Genomic DNA, 19,218 nt, shown 5'->3' with positions numbered 1-19,218 from the left:
TGTCGAGCAATTCGGGGCGGCGCTTACTTACAAATGCTCAAGAAACAGCTTCACATGCCGTTGGAATAGGTTCCGTCGGCAACCAAGAAGAAGGCAATGAAAAGCTCTGATCAAACTGTCCCGTTTCGCCGGGGTTCCTGGCTGATATCAGCCACGGCCTCCTTGTGCTTCTTCCTCAATGCCTGTGGCGGCGGAGATTCGCCGGCCGTTGCCACTGCCGCACCCATTTCGGCGCCAATCTCTGCCCCCAACACGTACACCATCGGTGGGACCGTTAGCGGCCTGAGCGGCTCGGGTCTGGTACTGCAGGACAATGCCGGGGATGATCTGGCGATGGCGACCAATGGCGGCTTCACCTTTGCCACTGCCTTGAGCAGCGGGGCAGGCTATGCCGTCACCATCAAGACCCAGCCAACCTCGCCGAAACAGACTTGCAGCGTGACAGCTGGGAATGGGACGGCAACGGCCAATGTGACCAATGTCACCGTCAATTGCGTGCTGGTGCCAATGCTCACCTATGTGACAAACTGGGTGGACTCCAACGTCTCGGTCTATACCGGCAATCCCTCCACCGGCGCACTGACGCAGATCTCCGGATCTCCATTTGCTATCGGTGCGCATCCACAGGCCGTCGCTGTCGCTCCCAACGGGAAGTTCGCCTATATTGCGGCCAATAACATTTACGCCTACACAATCGACGCCACCACCGGTGGACTGAGCCTCGTCGCGGGATCGCCCGTTGCGGCAGGATTAAATCCGATCTCGGTCACGGTCGACCCTAGCGGAAAATTTGCTTATGCGGCGAACAATTCCAGCGCTTCCGTTTCAGCCTACACCATCAACGCGGCCACCGGTGCCCTGACTCAGGTCGCAGGCTCGCCTTTTGCAGCAGGCGCCAGTCCGCGTAGCGTGACGGTCGATCCCAGCGGGAAGTTCGCCTATGTGACGAACGGCGCCTCCAATACGATCTCGGGCTACACCATCAATGCGACCACCGGTGTCTTGACCCCTATTGCCGGATCGCCATTCTCGACGCCTCTGCCGACCACAATTGCAATCGACCCCAGTGGGAAGTTTGCCTATGTGACAAGTTCAAATAACGGTACGGTCTCGGCTTTCAGCGTCGATGCAACTACCGGTGCATTGACAGCTGTCGTCGGCTCTCCTTACACGGCGGGGTCCAATCCATACGCCGTGACGATCGACCGAAGCGGAAAGTTCGCCTATGTGACGAATGACGGTGACAGCACCATCTCTGCCTACACGATCAACACCACCACTGGTGCGTTGGCGCCGATGACCGGATCTCCATTTGCGACGGGGTCAGCCCCTGAGTTCATCACGGTCGACCCCGCCGGAAAGTTTGCCTATGTGGCGAGTCGAGGCAGCGCCAACGTCTACGCCTACAGTGTCGATGCGACCACGGGTGCATTGACGTCCATCGCAGGATCGCCTTTCGCAGCAGGGGCCGGGACGGACGGCATTGCTATCGTCGCACCGTAGCGGGACTGAGGTGCCCCTCCCCGTGGACTGAGTCCGGGGAGGGGGGCGATCTTGCCGTAGGTCGCCGTCGCACTCGGCATGCGTGTCGCGACGGAAACGCGGCGAGCGCCGTTCAGTGGTAGCCGCCGCCGGCAACGTCTTCCAATCTATGGCAGATCTCCGCCTTGGGTCGTTGCCGCTTCGGCACCCAGACCAGCTCCTGCGCGTGTGCGCAAGCCAGCGTCTCCACAGCGCTCAAGAAAGTTGGGCTAGTAATCCGAACGCATAACCGCACTGCGTCACCCTGAATGGCCGCTTTCGGGATCGTCGATTGTCCGCTCCGGGTCGTCAGTGGCCCTCCTTGGCCAGCGGGAGTCTCGGTCTCAATATCGCAGGCGGACCTCGGCTCTCCAGGCGGCCCGTGGCCGTGGAGATGGTCATAACGGACCTTTCCGCGTTGCTGGTGCACTCGGGGCACCGGTATCTGCTAGAACGGCCCCGCGACCACGGATGTGGGCGGGCGGGGCCGTCAGCCGTTGATATCGTCGATCTGCCGAAGAGTTTCGAGTGCGTTGCCCTGCAGACCGATGGCACGCGCGCGGGACACTTGCCAGTCGCTGGGGTTGATCCGGATGAAGCGGCCGTCGCAGCGCTCGCCGAAGCGCCTGACGGTCGAAATGGCTTGTCCCGCGCCGATCTCAACGATCACAAGCCGGCCATCAATGAACAGTTTCGGGAAGAATGTTAGTCGGGTACGCAAGGGTAAGCACGCAGGAACAAGAAACACACGCTCAAACCGACGCACTGCACCAGCAGGCGTCGGTTTTATTTTTTCCGGGAAGCGGTCGGGCGGCACATTGAAGGCAGGGCCCGCGAGGCCATTTGCTTGCCGTCGAGATTCACGGCGCGATGTCCAAATCTCCCGGCCTTGCTGTCAAAGAACCTGCGATGCACGCGCCAGGAAACAGCACGATGGATTGCGTCGTGGCGCTTCCCAAGCCGCGGGTTCAGGGCATGCGCATCGCGCCGCGCCGCGCTGCGCCTCCGGCATCGGCGCAGCCACCACGCCGCGATGCGCCTGCCTCACGCGGCAACGCGCTCCGACGCTGCCGGCGGCGTACCCTTGCCGCGTGCAATCATCCGATCGATCAGCCAGACCCCTGCCAGGGTGACGCCCATCATCGGGAAGATCACGCCAAGCAACCCCAGCCCGATCACCCATGCCCGCATGGCCGGCAGCGCCGACGGATGGGACGGCGCGCCAAGCGTCCGCGCGGGCTTGCGCCGCAACCACATGACACATCCGGTGACGGCCAGCGCCATCAGGCCAATTGATATCGTCGCACAGGCGATCTGATTGGCCAGCCCGAAGTAGCGCCCCATGTGCAGCGACGTTCCGTAGGAGACGGCCTTGGCCACGGCGCCGTAGTCTGCGAACCGGATGTCCTTGACAACGTCGCCGCTATGTTGGTCGATATGCAACGTGCGTTCACCTTGCGGATCGCTCGGGAAGCAGGAAACCGTGTAGACGGCGCTGGCCGACGCCGGCAATGCTATCTGGCAACCCGCCGACGCGCCACGCGCCTTTGCGATTTCCAGGACGCGGTCGAGCCCGACAGGCGTGTGCCCGGAGGAACCTGTCGGCACCGTCGTGAACCCGGTGGCCCAGGGCACGTCCGTCAGCGGCAGGCTTTCCATGGTGTGGCTGTGCGAGCCGCGCGCAGCAGGCGCGTCATGTGGTGCCTGCTGGCGCTGCTGTGCGACGGGATTGCCGTGCTGGTGCGCAGCCGTGCCCGTATCGGGACGGCCCAGGTTCGCCGCGGTGGTGATGGCCTTGAACTGCCTGCCCCATGATGCCGTCCACGGCAGGCCGGACAGCACGAAGGCCAGTGCGCCGAGCGCAAGCCATGCTCCCAGCAACAGGTGGATCTCCTTCCACCATCCGCGCTTGCTCGTTGCATTGGCCATCCGGAATGCCCCGATGCCGGCGGCACGCAGGCGCGGCCACCACATGGCCACGCCGGTGGCGATCATCACCAGCGTCCAGCAGCCGGCCAGTTCCATCAGCAGCTCCCCGGGCTTGCCGGCCAGCAGCGCGCGGTGCAGCATCCGGACTTGCTTCATGAAACGGTCCTCGACGCTCAGGCGGCCCAGCACCTCGCCGGAATGGGGATTCAGATAGACGCTCTCGCTCATTCCCGTCGGCAGGCGGAAGATGAATTCGGCACTGGCATCGGGGCGGGGATCGATGGTGTACGTCGTCGCGACGGCGCCCGCTGGCGCGGCCGCGCGCGCGCGATCCAGCAACGCCTGCGCGGACATGGATTCACCGGCCGGACGGACCTTGAGCAGATGGGGGTAGAGCAGCGGCTCGATCTGTGGCTGGAAGCAGTAGATCGTGCCGGTGATCGCCAGCACGATCAGGAACGGCATCACGAACAGGCCGGCATAGAAATGCCAGCGCCAGAGCATGCGATAGGCGCAGGCCGCGGCAGCGACGGTGGGCGGGGGACTCTTGCTCATGGGAATGAATGCGGGGCGGCTTTCAGGTCGCAAGCATACCGCGCACGTGATTGCGGCTCGTGCGACCAATGGCCGCGCTGGATCCTTTCCGGTTCTTCCATGCACGCCAGGCCGTTCCGGGCATGCGGATCGGACATGCCCGGGCTCACGGGCCTGACTGGTTGTGCGTCCCTGTGCCGCATGCCGTCATTGCCTCCGGATTCATACAATGCGTGCCCATTCCTCCACTTCCAGGTCGTGCATCGCCGCGTGCGGCTGCCGCCTGCTCATCCATGTCCCGCTGCCTTCCTCGCAAACGTTTTCTCGCACTGGCTGCCGGGGCCGCCTGCATGCCTCACGTCCTCGCGCACGCGGCGGAGCCCGGCGCCGACATCCGGGAGCTGGCCCCGGTCACGGTGAATGCGTCGGCCGTGTCCGGGTTGCGGGAGCCGACCACGACGGGCTCGAACCTTGGCCTGACGCTCATGCAGACGCCCGCCAGTGTCGACGTCATGACGCGAGACCGGATCGAAGAGCGCGGTGACGCTTCGCTGGTGGACGCCATCACTCGCGCGCCCGGCATGACCAGCCTTGGCCATCCGGGCAACGGCGGCGCGTCGTTGTCATCGCGCGGCTTTACCGATGCCACATCGGTCATGCGGCTCTACGACGGCCTGCGCCAGTACGGCGGCATTGGCGTGACCTTTCCGTTTGATACATGGTCGGTCGAGCGCATCGAGGTATTGCGCGGCCCGGCCTCCGTCATCTATGGCGAGGGTGCCATCGGCGGCGTGGTCAACGTGGTGCCCAAGAAGCCCATGCGCGGCGCCATCGAGAACGAAATCCAGGCGGTCATCGGCATGGAAAACACCCAACGGCTGGCTTTCGGCAGCGGCGGTGCCATCAACGACAAGTGGTCCTACCGGCTGGACGTGAGCGGCAATCGCTCCGATGGCTGGGTCGATTTCGGCAACTCGCGCAACTTGTCGGTCTCCGGCGCGCTGCAGTGGGACCCCACCCCGGAGTTGAGCGTGAAGCTCAGCTATGCCAAGGGATGGCAGGAGCCACCGCGATACTTCGGCGTCCCGCTCGTCAACGGGCAACAGGACCCGGCGCTGCGGACCAGGAACTACAACGTCGGCGACAGCCTGATCAAGTACGACGACCAATGGTCCGAGCTGTCCGCGCAATGGACGCCGAACAGCAACCTCACGGTCCGTTCGCGGCTGTACTACATCGACAGCAAGCGGCACTGGCGCGACGCCGAGTACTACGACTACCTTCCGGCGAGCGGACTGATCAACCGCTCCTCCTACACGGAGATCCTGCATGACCAGTGGCAGGTGGGGAACACGTCCGATGCCGCGATCCGCCATGACCTGCTCGGCATGAAGAACAACGTCTCGGCCGGTTATGACCTGAACCGCGCCTCCTTCCAGCACACGAACAATGCGCCGTACTCGGGCAGTTCCGTCGTCGATCCCGAGGTGTTCGACCGCGGCACGTTCATCAACGTGGCGGGCACCACGCCGCGCTACGCCAACCAGGCTACGCAGTACGCGCTGTTCCTCGAGGACCGGCTGGAGATCACGCCGAAATGGTCGGTGCTGGCCGGCCTGCGCTACGACCATGCCGACATCACGCGCCACGACCTGACCAGCAACCAGCAAGCCTATGACAAGTCGTTCTCGCACGTGGGGTGGCGTGCCGGCACGGTCTACAACCTGACCGACAACCTCGCTGTCTACGCGCAGTACTCGGCGGCGGCCGACCCCGTCAGCGCGCTGCTGATGCTCTCGCCAGCCAACAGCAACTTCAGCCTGTCCACGGGCCACCAGGTGGAAGTCGGCCTGAAGCAGTCGTTCTGGCGGAGCAAGGGTGAATGGACCTTCGCCGCGTACAGGATCGTGAAGAACAACCTGGTCACACGCGATGTGTTCAACCCCGCGCAGAGCGTTCAGGTGGGCCAGCAGTCCTCCAGGGGGATCGAAGCCACCGTCGGACTCGAATTCCTGCCGGGCTGGCGTCTCGATGCCAATGCCGCGCTGCTGCAGGCCCGCTACGACGACTTCACGGAGTCGGTGGGCGGCGCGCCTGTTTCACGCGCGGGCAATGTGCCGACCGACGTTCCCGAACGCGTGGCCAATGCCTGGCTGACCTGGCGTTTCCTGCCGGGCTGGACGGCTGGCGCGGGCCTGCGCTACGTGGGGCGCCGCTTCGCCGATCGCGCGAACACGCTGGAGATGCCGGCCTACACGACGACCGACGTGCTGCTGCAGTGGCGCCCGCGCAAGGATACGACGCTGTCGCTGCGCGGCTTCAATGTGTTCGACAAGCATTACGTGACGACTGCCTACTACAACCCCACGCAGTGGCTGCAGGGCTCCGGCCGCCGGGTGGAACTGGCCGTCAACTACCGCTTCTGACGACATCCGGCATCCCGTCGGTCGTGGCGGATTCCGGACGAAACCCTGGCGCTTGCCGATGCGGCGGCGCTCAGTAGACGAGCGCGCGAGGCCGATCTTCGTGACCGAGGTGCCGCGCGCCGCCGCGCCGCGCCCGGCTTCAATGTCCACTGGCGGCGCCTTGCCGCATCGGTGTTTTCAAGACCGAAAACGCCTAGTTCATGTGTGGTGCGAGAAGTGCGGCGCGACAGACCTCCAGGATTTCGTCCGCCAGCGGGGAGTCGTCGGGACACGCACGCGACAGCACGACCGCCCCGATCAAATGGGCAAGCGTGTCGATCCTCCTCGCGCGTGCCTTTCGCCGATCGGCCGCGTCCAGTTCCGTGTCTTCGCGCTCCAGTACTGCCAGCAGACCTTCAATTCCGGCCGCGAACGTGGCCTTGACTGCCTCGGGCTGACGCGCGGCGTCACCGCCCAGTGCCGCTAGCGTGCAGCCGGTGGCGCGAGCATCGCGGTGTTCGCGGGAAAGGTATTGCCGTACGAACCCGGGGACGTCCACCGTACCTGTCAGGGCAACAGTCTGCGACATGCCGCAGGCCGATGCCTCCGCCATCAGGTCGGCTTTGGAGCCGAAGTGCTTGTAGAACCCGCCGTGGGTGAAGCCGGCGGCCGCCATCAAGTCCGCAACGCCCACACCGTCATAGCCGTGCTCGCGGAACAATTCGGAAGCCGTCTCGACGATGCGCGTCCGGTTCTCCTGCGCCTGTGTCTTGGTGACTTTCATGCCAGCACGCCTTTTTCTTCATCCAAAGTCTGGATACTACATTGATTACGATCATCATCAAAGTTATTGACGGTTATGATGATGGTCATCATCATTGAGTTCCGTTGACTTGATGAGCCGATGCCATGACCGATACCCACTTGACCGCGCCGACGCGCTTCATCGAAGCCGATGGCGACCGGTTTGCCTACCGCCGCTGGGGCAACGCCGCCAGCGGCCAGCCACCGCTGTTCTTCGTCCAGCATTTCCGTGGCGGCCTGGATCACTGGGACCCGCTGCTGACCGACGGCCTGGCCGAAGGTCGGGAAGTCATCCTGTTCAACGGCCGCGGCATCGCCTCCTCGACAGGCACGCCGCGCAACCGGATCGAAGACCTGGCCGACGACATTGCCCTGGTGATCCGGGCGCTGGGCCTGTTGCAGGTCGATGTGCTCGGCTTCTCGATTGGCGGCATGCAGGCGCAGGAGGTCGCGCTGCGCCATCCAGAACTGGTACGCAAGCTGCTGTTGCTCGGCACCGGCCTGCGTGGCGGCGATCCGACGATGGCACCCAAGGTGCTGGAAATCGCACCGAATCCCGTGCCGACCGCCGAAGACTTTCTCTACCTGTTCTTCGGCCACTCCGATGCGGCGAAGAAGGCCGGGCTGGCCTTCTGGGAACGGCGCCATCTCCGTGCTGACCAGGACCCACCCAGTTCGGCGGCGGTTGCACAAGCGCAGGCCCAGGCACACGCGGCTTATTTCGCACCGCTGTCGAGCGAGAACCCCTATGCCTATTTGAATGCGATCAAACAGCCGACCCTGGTGCTCAACGGCACCAACGACATCATGATCGCCTCAATCAATTCCTGGCATCTGGCCCAACACATTCCCAACGCTCAGTTGCTGATCTATCCCGATGCCGGGCATGGCGCGCAATACCAGTATCCCGAGCGTTTCCTGAAGCATGCAATCCAGTTTCTGGAGGAAAAAGCATGAGTGGCAAGACGTTGTTCGATCCCTACACCCTCGGCCCGTTGACGCTTTCCAACCGGATTGTGCTGGCACCGTTGACGCGCAATCGTGCCGGTGCAGGCTTTATACCGAGTGAACTTGCCGCGACCTATTACAGCCAGCGTGCATCGGCGGGCCTGCTGATCTCCGAGGCCACGCAGATCTCGCAGCAAGGACAGGGCTACCAGGACACGCCCGGCATCTACACGCAGTCGCAGATCGACGGCTGGCGCAAGGTTACTGATGCCGTGCATACGAAGGGCGGGCGAATCTTCCTGCAACTCTGGCATGTCGGCCGCGTCTCGCACGTCGACCTGCAGGCGAACGGCGCTGCGCCGGTAGCACCGTCGGCCATTCGCGCCGAAACCAAGACCTTCGCCAACAACAGCTTCGTGGACGTTTCCGAGCCGAGGGCGCTGGCGCTCGATGAGTTGCCGGGGATCGTCAACGATTTCCGCCAGGCCGCAGCCAATGCCATCGCCGCAGGTTTCGATGGCGTGGAGATTCATGGCGCCAACGGTTATCTGCTGGAACAGTTCATCAAGGACGGGGCCAATGTCCGCACCGATGCCTACGGTGGTTCCATCGAAAACCGCGCACGGCTACTGCTGGAAGTCACCGCTGCCGTGGTGGCCGAGATCGGCGCAGGGCGCACGGGCGTACGCATCTCGCCGGTTTCGCCGGCCAACGGCATCTCCAGCAGCGATCCGCAGCCACAGTTCGATTACATCGCCGACCAGCTCAACGCCTTGGGCATCGTCTATCTGCATGTGGTCGAGGGCGCGACCGGCGGCCCGCGCGATGTAGCGCCGTTCGACTACGATGCGCTGCGCCGGCGTTTCAAGAACACCTACATCGCCAACAACGGCTATGACCTGGAACTGGCCACCTCGCGCCTCGACGAAGGCAAGGCAGATCTGTTCGCCTTCGGCCGTCCGTTCATTGCCAACCCCGATCTGGTGGAGCGACTGAAGGCCGGTGCACCGCTGGCTGCCTTCAACCCGGCCACGCTCTACGGCGGGGGCGCCGCGGGATACACCGACTACCCGGCGCTGGCCGGAACAAGCGCCCAGTAAAGCCGAAGGGGCCGTGCTTCGGCACGGCCTCGCAAACACTGAAATTCAGAGAACAAGCCCATGTCCATTCGCTCCACGGTCCTTATCACCGGCGCCTCCAGCGGCATTGGTGCAACCTATGCCGAACGCTTCGCGCGTCGTGGCCACGATCTCGTCCTTGTCGCACGCGACAAGGCCAGACTGGATGCGCTGGCCGCCCGTCTGCGCCAGGAAAACGGCGTCGCCGTCGAGGTGCTCCAGGCCGACTTGACCCGGGCCGATGACCTGCAGGCGGTCGAGGCGCGCCTGCGCAGCGACGCCCGAATTGGTGTCCTCATCAACAATGCCGGAGCCGCCCAATCGGGCAGCTTCCTTGCGCAAACAGCAGACAGCATTGATCGGCTTGTCACGCTCAACACGACGGCCCTGGCACGGCTTGCCGGCGCCATTGCCCCACGGCTGGCGCAGGCTGGTGAAGGCGCAATCGTCAACATCGGTTCGGTCGTCGGCCTGGCGCCGGAATTCGGAATGTCGATCTACGGCGCGACGAAAGCCTTCGTGCTGTTCCTCTCGCAAGGGTTGAGCCTGGAACTCTTGCCCAAGGGCGTCTATATCCAGGCCGTGCTTCCCGCGGCCACCCGCACCGAGATATGGGAACGCGCGGGCATTGACGTCAACACGCTGCCCGAAGTCATGGAAGTGAGCGAGCTGGTCGATGCCGCACTGGCCGGCTTCGATCGCCGCGAACTCGTGACCATCCCGCCGCTGCACGATGCCGAACGCTGGGAGCGCCTTGACGCCGCTCGGCAGGCCCTGCTTTCGGGTATCAGGCAGGCACACGCCGCAGAACGTTATCGGACGGTTTCCTGAGGTGCCGAACAAATACATCCCTTATTGTGAATAGGCCAGTCCAATGAAACCAGATAACGACACATCGGTGCTCATCTCCGGCGCATCCACCGGCTTCGGTGAAGCGTTCGCCAAGCAATATGCGCAGCTTGGCCACCAACTGGTACTCGTTGCCCGTCGATTGGACCGGCTTGCAGCGTTGGCGCAATCGTTGCGGGCGTATGTTCTTCGGCTTGGTGAGGCGCCTCACCGGGAGTTCAAGCGTGATGGCGTGACGGTGACATCGCTTTGCCCGGGACTGACGGATACAGGCCTCGCAAGTGTCGCGCGGCAAAGAATGACTCCCCAACTGAAGGCCCTCATGATGCAGACGCCCTCTGTCGTTCGAGCGGGCATTCGTGCATTGGATGCCGGGCGGATCACAGATCATGCGGGCACCGGAATCCGGGCGGCCGTTCTGGTGGAGGCCGTACTCGCATCGGCGTTTCCATTCATCGGGAAGAAGTCATGAAAGCCTTCATCATTGATCGTTACGGCAGCAAAGGCGGTGGGCGGATCGGCCAGGTGGCCGAACCTGAAGTGCGGACGGATGATGTTCTGGTGCAGATCCATGCGGCAAGCGTCAACGTCCTGGATTCAAAGATCCGGAAAGGCGAGTTCAAGCTGATCCTGCCGTATCGCTTGCCTCTGGTTCTCGGAAATGACGTGGCTGGCGTCGTCGTCCGTGTCGGGGCCAATGTGCGGGGATTCAAGCCAGGCGACGAGGTTTATGCGCGTCCGGACCAGGATCGCATTGGCACGTTCGCCGAACTTATTGCGGTAAAGGAAAGTGCGCTGGCGTTGAAGCCCAGCAACCTCAGCATGGAGGAAGCGGCCTCCATTCCTCTGGTCGGCCTGACCGCCTGGCAGGTTCTGGTCGAAACCGCGAAATTGAAAAGGGGGCAGAAGGTGCTGATCCACGCCGGTTCCGGTGGCGTGGGAACGATCGCCATTCAGCTCGCCAAGCATTTCGGCGCTTTCGTGGCCACGACCACCAGCACGAGCAACATCGACTGGGTGAAAGCCCTGGGCGCGGATATTGTCATCGACTACAGGAAACAGCACTTCGAAGATGCCTTGCATGGCTACGATGTCGTTCTGAACAGCCTTGGCAACGACGTGCTTGGGAAGTCGCTGCGCGTGCTGAAGCCCGGCGGAAAACTCATCTCCATATCCGGCCCTCCCAGCCCGGAGTTCGCGGTGGAGCAAGGCTTATCTTGGCCGTTGAAGCAGGTGATCCGCCTTCTGAGCTATCGGATCAGAAAGAAGGCCAAGCAGCAGGGCATCAGCTACTCGTTCGTGTTCATGCGTGCCAGCGGAGATCAATTGCGCGAGATTGGTTCGTTGATCGACTCCGGCGCAATCAAGCCAGTCATTGATCGAGTGTATCCGCTGGACTCCACGGCAGATGCGTTGGCCTATGTCGAGAATGGGCGATCGAAGGGAAAGGTGATCGTCAAGGTGAAGCAGCCCTGAAAGGGAGGGGCAGGCAGGGAGGGGCAGGCGGTGGCGTTCATTTCTGGTCAGCCCGAGCGGTGACTTCTCCGCGGCGCGAACCGATATGGCCGGCCGGACGAAGTCTTGGTGTCCGGAAAAAGCCCAATTGCGGGCGGATCGTCATCAGTGATGCTGATAGCGGTTCTCGATCATGCGGGCCGTGGCAATCAGCCGCGGACGGACGTCGGAGATGAAATGCCCGGCGGACATGGTTCGCGATGGCGCTGCGGCATTGATGACCACTGGCGGCAGTTCGGCACCGAGCCTGAGTGGCACCGCGATGCCGTTGATCTCCTTGTTCCATTCGCCGAACGACGTGACGCAGCCGATTTCCGACAGTTCCGAGAACGCGCGTGCAATACCCTGCTCGATGGCTGGCCACTGCGCTTCCCCCAGTGCCTGGAGCCGCTGCATGACGGAGCGCCGTTCCGCCGCGCCCATGATCGCGATGTGCGCCCGGCCCACGGCGGTTGTCCCAAGCGCCAGCCGGCTGCCGACGTCGAGGTTCAGCGTGACGGCGGTCGACTGGCTGCGACGGCAATCGATATAGAGCACCGACAGGTCATCGCGTATGCCAAGGGAAATCATGGTGTGGGTACTGTCGGCCAGCGCCTGAAGCGCCGCGTCGCTGGCCGCGCGCAGGTCCAGCCGCGCGTGCGCCACATGAGCCAGTGTCAGCGTGGCGAGGCCAATGCGATAGCGCCCGAGATCCGCGATGTGATGGAGAAAGCCGAGTGTCGTCAGCGTATAGGTCAGGCGCGTGACGGTGGACTTGGGCAAACCGCAGCGGTGGGCGATTTCGAGGTTGCTGAGCCGCTCCTCGCTGGAATGGAACACCTGCAGGATGCGCAGGCCCCGCGCCAGTGCCTCGACGAAATTCCGGTCCGATCCCTCGGCGATGATCGACGCCACGGCGCCCGCGTTGTCCGGCGCTTCGGATGCCGCCGCGCGCGCCGCAAGCACGCTCGGAGTTTCTGCCTTGCCCGATGCTTTTTTCACGGCGTCTCCTCTTTCCGCTGGCAGCGTTCCCGCATCGCGCGCTTGTCGTACTTGCCCACGCTCGTGCGCGGCAGCGCGTCAACGAAGTGTATCGCCTCTGGCACGGCATACAAGGAAGCGTCTCAGCACTTCCGCAAGCGCCTCCGGTTGCTCAAGCTGCGGCCAATGGCCGGCACGCGGCACCTTCTCGAGGCTCGCATCCTTGAAGCGCGTGGCCGTGGCCGCGATGATGTCTTCGGTAAAGAACGTGTCGTCGGTCGCCACGCAGAGGACGGGGCAGGGCAAAGCCGATGGCGTCCGGCCGGCGGGGTGGCCGCCGGTCCATGCCTGCAGTTGGGCCAGCGCATCCTCCCGCCGTGTCGCCACGGTGCCATCGACGAGGATGTCCAGCGCATCGGCATCGAGCTCCACCGCCAGCCCGCGCTTGCCCGCGCCGATAGCCTCACGGTCCGTCAGTCCGGCCCGTGCGGCGAACCGTGCCATGACAGCCGGCGGCAGCGGATAGCCGGCCAGCGGTGCGGCGGTGATCAGGGCAAGGCCGGCGAGTCGGTCGCCCAGTTGCAGCGCGGCCAGTTCCGCCACCTGGGCGCCCATGCTGTGGCCAACCACGACCACCGGCACCGGCGCGTCCGCTGTGATTTCCCCGATCTGACGCACCACGTCCGCGGCATAGCCTTCGAGTTGACGGTCCGGCCCGGCCCCGGCCGCGCCGGAGCGCAATGCCACCGGGACAATCTTCCAGCCCTGCGGCGCGAACCGGCCGATCAGGCGGCTCCAGACGCCCGGGCCGTCGAGATAGCCGTGCACGAGCACCACGATGCCCTGCGTCATGCTCTCACCTCCGGCATCAGATGTTCCAGATACCACTGCAGCGCCGCCGAGCTGGACGCCTCGAACGACTTCCGGTATGCGTCGAAGTGGCCGCCGGCGATGAGGCGCAGCCGCTTGGGCTCCACGGCCCGCTCGTAAGCTGCCAGCGCCAGGTCGGTCGGCGTGACGACGTCGTGTTCGGCGACGACCATCAGCAAAGGCTTCGGCCCGATGCGCGGAATCCAGTGGCCGGGCTCGTAGAGCTGCGACAGCCGGGACGAGCGCAACGTCACGTATTCGCTGGGTTCGACGCCGTCGGGAATGTCGTAGGCGTTGTGGTAGTCCATCATGTCCTTCGACCGGTAGACCGCGCGCACCGCCGGGTCCAGGCTGACGACGCGCTGCATCGTCGGCGGCTCGCCGCGCAACTGCGCCCGTTCGTCGTCGTCGAACAGCGCCTGCTGGGCCGCGCGCGCGTCGGGCGCCACGCGGCGCAGGCTTTGCTCGTAGCCGCTGACGATCGGCACCTGCGCCACGACCGCGCGAATCCGCGCATCGGTGGCGCCCAGCACCACGGCGTGGCCGCCGGCGTAGCTCGTGCCCCAGATGCCGATTCGCTTCGCGTCGATGCCGTCGAGCGATGCCAGGTAGCCGATGGCGCGCCGCCAGTCGGCAATCTGCTGCCACGGGTCGATGTCGCCGCGCACCGCGCCGCCGCTCAGGCCGAAATTGCGATGATCGTGGACGAGCACCGCGAAGCCCGCGGCCGCGAAGCGCTCGGCATACTCGCGGAGTCCGCGGTATTTCAGGCCGGAGAAGCCATGCGCCATCGTGATGGCGGGAGCGGGCCCGTCGTGCGGGGCCGGCCGGAAGACCCAGGCATGCAGTTCGATTCCGCCTTCGGCCGGGATGTAGTGTTCTTCGGGTTGCATCATGTCGTTGCCTTTCATTGTCCGTGGAACGGGACTTCCGGCCGGGGCAGGCCGGCTTCGATGGCCGCGATGGCCGACTGCACGCCGCGTTGCACGTCGTCGGTCGCCAGCAGCACGGAAACCTGCTCGATCATCACTTCGTCCGCGGCCCGCACGCCGCCCGCGGACCAGGCGCCGAGCACCGACTTGGTCACGGCATGCGCGCGCGTGGGACCGGCGGCCAGCTGCATGGCATGCCGCATGGCGGTTTCGGCCAGCGCACCGTCGGGCACGACCTTGGCGACGATGTTCAGCGAGAGCGCCTCGGCCGCGGTGATTTCCTCGGACAGCATCACCAGGCGCGCCGCCACGCCGCGGCCGCAGCGCTCCGCTATGCGCTGGATGCCGCCCGCCAGAGGCGAAACCCCCAGCGTGGCTTCGGTGAAGCGGAACCGCGTCGATTCGGCGGCGAAGATCAGGTCGGTATGCAGCGCAAGCTCGAAGCCGCCGCCATAGGCGCGGCCGTTGACCTCGCAGATCGTGGGAATCGGCAACGATTCGATGGCATTGAGAATGCCGTTCGAATAGCCGAAGCGCTCGCGCCTGGCACTGTGCGTTTCAAGGTGAGGCCATTCGCGGAAATCGCCGCCCAGGCAAAAGTCGTCGAGTTCGCTGCGGAACAGCATGGCGCGCGCGCCGGCGCGCACGCCATGACGGATGGCGGCCTCGAGCTCGGCATACAGCGTCCGGGTCAGGCGGTTCTGCGGGGGGCGATTCAGCGTGACGATCGCCACGCCGTCGCGCATGGCATGGCGGATCAGCGGTTCGCCGGTGGATTGGGTGGATGCGGTCATGTCGTTGCTCCGTCAGACGGTTTCCCAGATGTCGGCGAGCGACGTGCGATCGGTCAGCGCGCTGGCGACGGACACCACGCGCCAGCCCTTGTCCGTGCGGTGGATGCCGAAATGCACGGCGCGGCGTTCGATCTCGCTCTCGTCGGCGCGCCGCCGCGACCAGATCACGTCGATCGATCCGGCGTTGTGGTTGTAGCCTTTGACGGCGCGGTCCAGCACGACGGTATGGGTGTACCGCTCGGCCTGCAGGGGGGCCTGGTTGGCCCGCAGCAGCCCGATGACCTGGTCTCCGGTGTGCAGGCATCGGGTCATGTTGACCGAAGCGGCATGCAGCGGCGCGCCCCAGTATTTCAGGATGGCCTCGGGATCGTGGTCCGTGTCGGCCCCCATCCGCACCCAGTCGGGCAGGTAGGTGTCGAAGAACCAGCTATTCATTTCGCGGACGGCGGTGCGGTCTGTGCTCATGGCGTGGGTGTTCCTCGGGGTGAATCGATTCGGTCAATCGAGCCTGGCGCCGGATTCACGGACGACCTGCTTCCATACCGGGGCTTCGCGCCGGTAGGTGGCCGCCACGTCGACGGGGCCCTGGAAGCTGGGCGCCCACCCCAGGTCGCGGATGCGCTTCTGCACGTCGGGCTTGCGCAATGCCTTGTCGAGTTCCAGCGCCAGGCGGTCCACCACCGGCGCCGGCGTGCCGGCGGGCACGGCCACGCCGACCCAGCCCACCGCGCGCAGCAGCGCGTCGTCGATGCCGGTCTCGGTCAACGTGGGGACGTCGGGCAATGCGGCCAGCCGCGCCGGCCCGGTCACGCCGATCGGCTTGAGCCGCCCCGCGGCGATGAACTGGGGCGCCTGCGCGCCCGTGACAAAGGACACCTGGATGTTGCCGGCGACCAGATCGTTGATCATGGGCGATTCGCCGCGATAGGCAACGTGCGCCATGTCGCCGCCGAGCAGGTCGTTGAGGCGGCTGGCGCTCAGATGGGAAATCGTGCCGACGCCCCAGGAGCCGTACGACATCTTGCCCTTGTGCGACTGCACGTACTTGCGCAGGTCCGCCAGGTTGCCGACGTGGATGCCGGACGTCACGACCAGCACCAGCGGCGCCTCCGCGACCTTGGCGACGAGCTTGAGGTCCTTCTCCGGCTGGTAGGGCAGCTTCGTGTACAGAAACTGGTTGATCATGAGGTTCGAGCTCAGCGCCACGGTCAGCGTGTAGCCGTCGGCCGGCGCCTTGGCCACGACATCCACGCCAAGATTGCCGGCCGCGCCGGTCCTGTTGTCGACCACGAACGGCTGGCCCAGCGCCTGGCCGAGCGGCTGCGCCAGCGTGCGGGCGACGATGTCGATCGCGCCGCCGGCCGCGTATGGCGCCACGATCTTGACCGGCTTGGAGGGATAGTCCTGCTCCGCGATGCAAAGCGGGGCGAGCGAAAGCAAAGCGCTGCCCAGCACGCCGGCCAGCGCCGTGCGCGTTCTGTGATGCATGGTTGTCTCCTGATAGTTCTGGTTCTGGTTCTGGTTTGATGCGAAAGGCGTTGCTACATCCAGCTAAGCACCTGGCCGCCGTCGACGGGAATGACCGCCCCGGCCATGTACCGGCCGGCATCGGACGCCAGCAGCAGCATCGCGCCGTCGAGGTCCGACGGCTTGCCGAACCGGCGCATGGGAATCCGCCGGAGAATTCCCTCCTCGATGCCGCGCCCGGCGAACTCGGCGTGCATGTCCGTTTCGATGTTGCCCGGGGCGATCGCGTTGACGCGCACCCCCTTGCCGGCCAGTTCCAGCGCCATGATCTGCGTCAGGTGAATGAGCCCGGCTTTCGATGCGCCGTAGCTCGACATCTGGCCGCCGGCGCGCAGCCCCGAGGATGAAGCGATATTGATGATGCTGCCCCGCCCGCGCGCCACCATGTGGCGTGCCGCTTCCTGGGCCATCAGATAGGCCCCCTTCAGGTTGGTGTCGAAGACACGCGAGATGGCCTCGGGCGATTGCTCGACGAAGCGCGCCACGTGAATGACGCCCGCGTTGTTGACGAGGATGTCGATGGGCTGGTCCAGCGCCGCCTCGGCCGCCCGCCATGCGGGCGCGATGGCCGTAGCGTCGGTCACGTCCAGTGCCACGGCGCATGCCCTGTGTCCCGCCGAGCGCAACTCGGCGGCGACGGCTTCGAGCCGGTCGGTGCGCCGTGCCGCCAGTGCCACCGCCGCCCCCGCTTCGGCAAGCATGCGCGCGGTGTGCAGGCCGATGCCGCTCGAAGCGCCGGAGATGAAGGCGGCGCGGCCTTGAAGATCGAATGGTGATGCGTGCAGGTGCATGGAGACGGCTTCCTGGCCGTCGCCCATGACGTGCCGGAAGTCGGGCCATGCGGGCGACGGTGTGGAAAGTCTAGGGGGCGCCGGACCGCGCGCCAACGGCGCGTTCCGCTGTGCGGTCCGGCGTTGCGTCCGCGCTCGCCGGCGGCGGCGCTCCTTCCGTGCCGTGGCGATTACCCACTTTCCAGCCGGCGAAGTCGTTCCGCCAGCGTTTGGAGCGGCCGGTCTTCGTCGTCATATGGCCTCCGCTCGACCCGAAGGAGACGAACGCCGAGGCGCCGGGGCGGCGACGGTTTCCGGGGACGCAGCAGCCGTTCGTCGGCCAACTGGCCTGTCCGAGTCGCGGCGGGCCGATCGCGCCGGGAAGGGTTCGCGGGTGAGCCGATGGTGAGCCTATGGCAGGGCTAAGTCAGCCTGGTCAGACTGATGGCAACCCATTTCACCTCGGCGGAAGAACACCATGAACAACTTGCCCACGGCCAGTTCCACGGGCTGGCTCAACAAAGTTCCGGAAGTCGCGCTGTCGTTCTGGATCATCAAGATCATGTCCACCACGGTGGGGGAGACGGGCGCCGATTTCCTGGCGGTCGACGCGGGCTGGGGCCAGGGCATGACCCGCGCGGTCATGGCCGCCTTGCTGGCGGCCGCCTTGTTCACGCAGTTGCGTACCCGCCGCCATACCCCGTGGATTTACTGGCTGACGGTGGTATTGGTCAGCGTGGTCGGTACCCAGATCACCGACCTGCTGACCGATGGCCTGGGCGTCAGCCTGTACGTCAGTACTTCGGCCTTCGCGGTGACGCTTGCCGCGATCTTCTTCGTCTGGTATCGGGTCGAGCGCACCCTGTCCATCCACGACATCGTGACGCGCCGCCGCGAATTGTTCTATTGGGCCGCCATCCTCTGCACGTTTGCTCTGGGCACCGCCGCCGGCGACCTGGCGACCGAGGCACTGGGCCTGGGCTTCACCTGGGGCGCCGTCGCGTTCGGCGTGCTGATCGGCATCACCTACACCGCCTGGCGCATGGGAGGCAATGCCGTGCTGACCTTCTGGATTGGATACATCCTGACCCGTCCCTTCGGCGCGGCGCTCGGCGACCTGCTGACGCAGGCCAAGACCTACGGCGGCCTCGGCATGGGGGCCATGTGGACCAGTGTCCTGTTCCTTTCGGTGATCGTCATGCTTGTGGCTCTTGCACAGATCGGCATGAACGGAAGCAGCGCCGCGCAAGCCGCCGAGTAACCCCCTTTAACTCCCTTTTAACTCCCTCCTCAAGCTCAAGGAGAAATCATGACCATGCAGCACTCGATCGTTCGTCCTGTGGCCGCCGTGTCGGCAGCCGTGCTCCTGGCGTTGGCGGCCGGTTGTTCCAAGCCAGCCGATCAGAGCCACGTCGGCGCAGCACCTGCCACGCCGGCCCGGACTGCCCCGGCACCGCAGGGCAAGACGGCCTCCAGACTGGGCGACCTGTCGGCCTTCCGCGGCATCGCCGCCGATGTGGCCGCCATCGTTGACAAGGGGGATCTACCCGCGGCCAGGACCCGCATCAAGGATCTGGAAGTCTCCTGGGATTCGGCCGAGGCCGGTTTGAAGCCGCGAGCAGCTGAAGACTGGCATGTGCTCGACAAGGCCATCGACAAGTCGCTTGCGGCGCTGCGCGCCGATACGCCAAGCCAGCCTGACTGCAAGGCAGCGCCGGGCGCCCTGCTGAAAACCTTCGACA

19 protein-coding genes and 1 pseudogene are annotated in these 19,218 nt (G+C 65.1%); 10 read left to right on the top strand and 10 right to left on the bottom strand.

What is annotated here, in order from left to right; genetic code table 11:
* The first annotated feature begins 96 nt into the window (after positions 1–96).
* Positions 97–1,503, top strand: coding sequence for a lactonase family protein (locus AC3WXD_RS15180; protein ID WP_492324084.1), 1,407 nt, complete (start codon positions 97–99; stop codon positions 1,501–1,503).
* Positions 1,504–2,011: 508 nt separating this feature from the next.
* Here AC3WXD_RS15180 and AC3WXD_RS15175 read toward each other — a convergent pair.
* Complete coding sequence (locus AC3WXD_RS15175; protein ID WP_196812833.1) at positions 2,012–2,242, bottom strand: SIR2 family NAD-dependent protein deacylase; 231 nt, start codon at positions 2,240–2,242, stop codon at positions 2,012–2,014.
* On the opposite strand from AC3WXD_RS15175, the pseudogene AC3WXD_RS15170 reads away from it, so the two are divergent.
* Positions 2,224–2,354 (top strand): annotated as a pseudogene (locus AC3WXD_RS15170) (recombinase family protein); the annotation flags it as partial. The gene AC3WXD_RS15175 and the pseudogene AC3WXD_RS15170 overlap by 19 nt on opposite strands.
* A gap of 211 nt (positions 2,355–2,565) precedes the next feature.
* Here AC3WXD_RS15170 and AC3WXD_RS15165 read toward each other — a convergent pair.
* Positions 2,566–4,005, bottom strand: a complete 1,440-nt coding sequence (locus AC3WXD_RS15165) for a PepSY-associated TM helix domain-containing protein (protein WP_492324083.1) — start codon at positions 4,003–4,005, stop codon at positions 2,566–2,568.
* Positions 4,006–4,334: 329 nt separating this feature from the next.
* On the opposite strand from AC3WXD_RS15165, the gene AC3WXD_RS15160 reads away from it, so the two are divergent.
* Entirely contained in the window at positions 4,335–6,410 is a 2,076-nt protein-coding gene (locus tag AC3WXD_RS15160; protein WP_492324082.1) for a TonB-dependent receptor, read from the top strand.
* Between the two features lie 193 nt (positions 6,411–6,603).
* Here AC3WXD_RS15160 and AC3WXD_RS15155 read toward each other — a convergent pair whose 3' ends face one another.
* Complete coding sequence (locus AC3WXD_RS15155; RefSeq protein WP_020200925.1) at positions 6,604–7,173, bottom strand: TetR/AcrR family transcriptional regulator; 570 nt, start codon at positions 7,171–7,173, stop codon at positions 6,604–6,606.
* A gap of 125 nt (positions 7,174–7,298) precedes the next feature.
* Here AC3WXD_RS15155 and AC3WXD_RS15150 point away from each other — a divergent pair, with 125 nt between their 5' ends.
* From AC3WXD_RS15150 to AC3WXD_RS15130, 5 genes are read left to right on the top strand one after another with little or no spacing between them, the layout of a single operon-like run.
* A complete protein-coding gene (locus AC3WXD_RS15150; protein ID WP_492324081.1) occupies positions 7,299–8,150 on the top strand; it encodes an alpha/beta fold hydrolase in 852 nt (283 codons plus the stop codon).
* The gene (locus tag AC3WXD_RS15145; RefSeq protein ID WP_020200927.1) at positions 8,147–9,241 is read left to right on the top strand and encodes an alkene reductase; all 1,095 of its coding nucleotides are present in this window, start codon (positions 8,147–8,149) and stop codon (positions 9,239–9,241) included. The genes AC3WXD_RS15150 and AC3WXD_RS15145 overlap by 4 nt, the downstream gene beginning before the upstream one ends.
* Before the next feature lie 60 nt (positions 9,242–9,301).
* Positions 9,302–10,090, top strand: coding sequence for an SDR family NAD(P)-dependent oxidoreductase (locus tag AC3WXD_RS15140; protein WP_059410756.1), 789 nt, complete (start codon positions 9,302–9,304; stop codon positions 10,088–10,090).
* Positions 10,091–10,133: 43 nt separating this feature from the next.
* A complete protein-coding gene (locus AC3WXD_RS15135; RefSeq protein ID WP_492324080.1) occupies positions 10,134–10,580 on the top strand; it encodes an SDR family NAD(P)-dependent oxidoreductase in 447 nt (148 codons plus the stop codon).
* Positions 10,577–11,584 carry an NADP-dependent oxidoreductase gene (locus AC3WXD_RS15130; protein ID WP_492324079.1) on the top strand — a complete coding sequence of 336 codons (1,008 nt, stop codon included), beginning with the start codon at positions 10,577–10,579 and terminating at the stop codon, positions 11,582–11,584. The genes AC3WXD_RS15135 and AC3WXD_RS15130 overlap by 4 nt, the downstream gene beginning before the upstream one ends.
* Positions 11,585–11,728: 144 nt before the next feature.
* Here the strand turns inward: AC3WXD_RS15130 and AC3WXD_RS15125 are convergent, their stop codons facing one another.
* From AC3WXD_RS15125 to AC3WXD_RS15095, 7 genes are all read right to left on the bottom strand, one after another.
* Entirely contained in the window at positions 11,729–12,604 is an 876-nt protein-coding gene (locus AC3WXD_RS15125) for an IclR family transcriptional regulator (protein WP_492324078.1), read from the bottom strand.
* 78 nt (positions 12,605–12,682) lie between these two features.
* Positions 12,683–13,435: an alpha/beta fold hydrolase gene (locus AC3WXD_RS15120; RefSeq protein ID WP_492324077.1), complete on the bottom strand. Its 753-nt coding sequence runs from the start codon at positions 13,433–13,435 to the stop codon at positions 12,683–12,685.
* A complete protein-coding gene (locus AC3WXD_RS15115) occupies positions 13,432–14,364 on the bottom strand; it encodes an alpha/beta hydrolase (protein ID WP_082079418.1) in 933 nt (310 codons plus the stop codon). The genes AC3WXD_RS15120 and AC3WXD_RS15115 overlap by 4 nt, the downstream gene beginning before the upstream one ends.
* A complete protein-coding gene (locus AC3WXD_RS15110) occupies positions 14,361–15,179 on the bottom strand; it encodes an enoyl-CoA hydratase/isomerase family protein (RefSeq protein ID WP_020200933.1) in 819 nt (272 codons plus the stop codon). The genes AC3WXD_RS15115 and AC3WXD_RS15110 overlap by 4 nt, the downstream gene beginning before the upstream one ends.
* Positions 15,180–15,191: 12 nt before the next feature.
* Complete coding sequence (locus AC3WXD_RS15105; protein ID WP_020200934.1) at positions 15,192–15,644, bottom strand: DUF6841 family protein; 453 nt, start codon at positions 15,642–15,644, stop codon at positions 15,192–15,194.
* A gap of 33 nt (positions 15,645–15,677) precedes the next feature.
* Positions 15,678–16,667, bottom strand: a complete 990-nt coding sequence (locus tag AC3WXD_RS15100) for a Bug family tripartite tricarboxylate transporter substrate binding protein (RefSeq protein WP_492324076.1) — start codon at positions 16,665–16,667, stop codon at positions 15,678–15,680.
* Positions 16,668–16,720: 53 nt separating this feature from the next.
* Entirely contained in the window at positions 16,721–17,497 is a 777-nt protein-coding gene (locus AC3WXD_RS15095) for an SDR family NAD(P)-dependent oxidoreductase (protein WP_043365258.1), read from the bottom strand.
* Between the two features lie 457 nt (positions 17,498–17,954).
* On the opposite strand from AC3WXD_RS15095, the gene AC3WXD_RS15090 reads away from it, so the two are divergent.
* Complete coding sequence (locus tag AC3WXD_RS15090; protein ID WP_492324075.1) at positions 17,955–18,737, top strand: COG4705 family protein; 783 nt, start codon at positions 17,955–17,957, stop codon at positions 18,735–18,737.
* A gap of 48 nt (positions 18,738–18,785) precedes the next feature.
* On the top strand, positions 18,786–19,218 hold a 433-nt coding region (locus AC3WXD_RS15085; RefSeq protein WP_492324074.1), incomplete at its 3' end, for a hypothetical protein.

This window comes from Cupriavidus sp. FW216-B1 (assembly GCF_058789195.1).
Note: the sequence above shows the minus strand (reverse complement) of the source record. Positions and strands in the feature narration are given on the sequence as shown.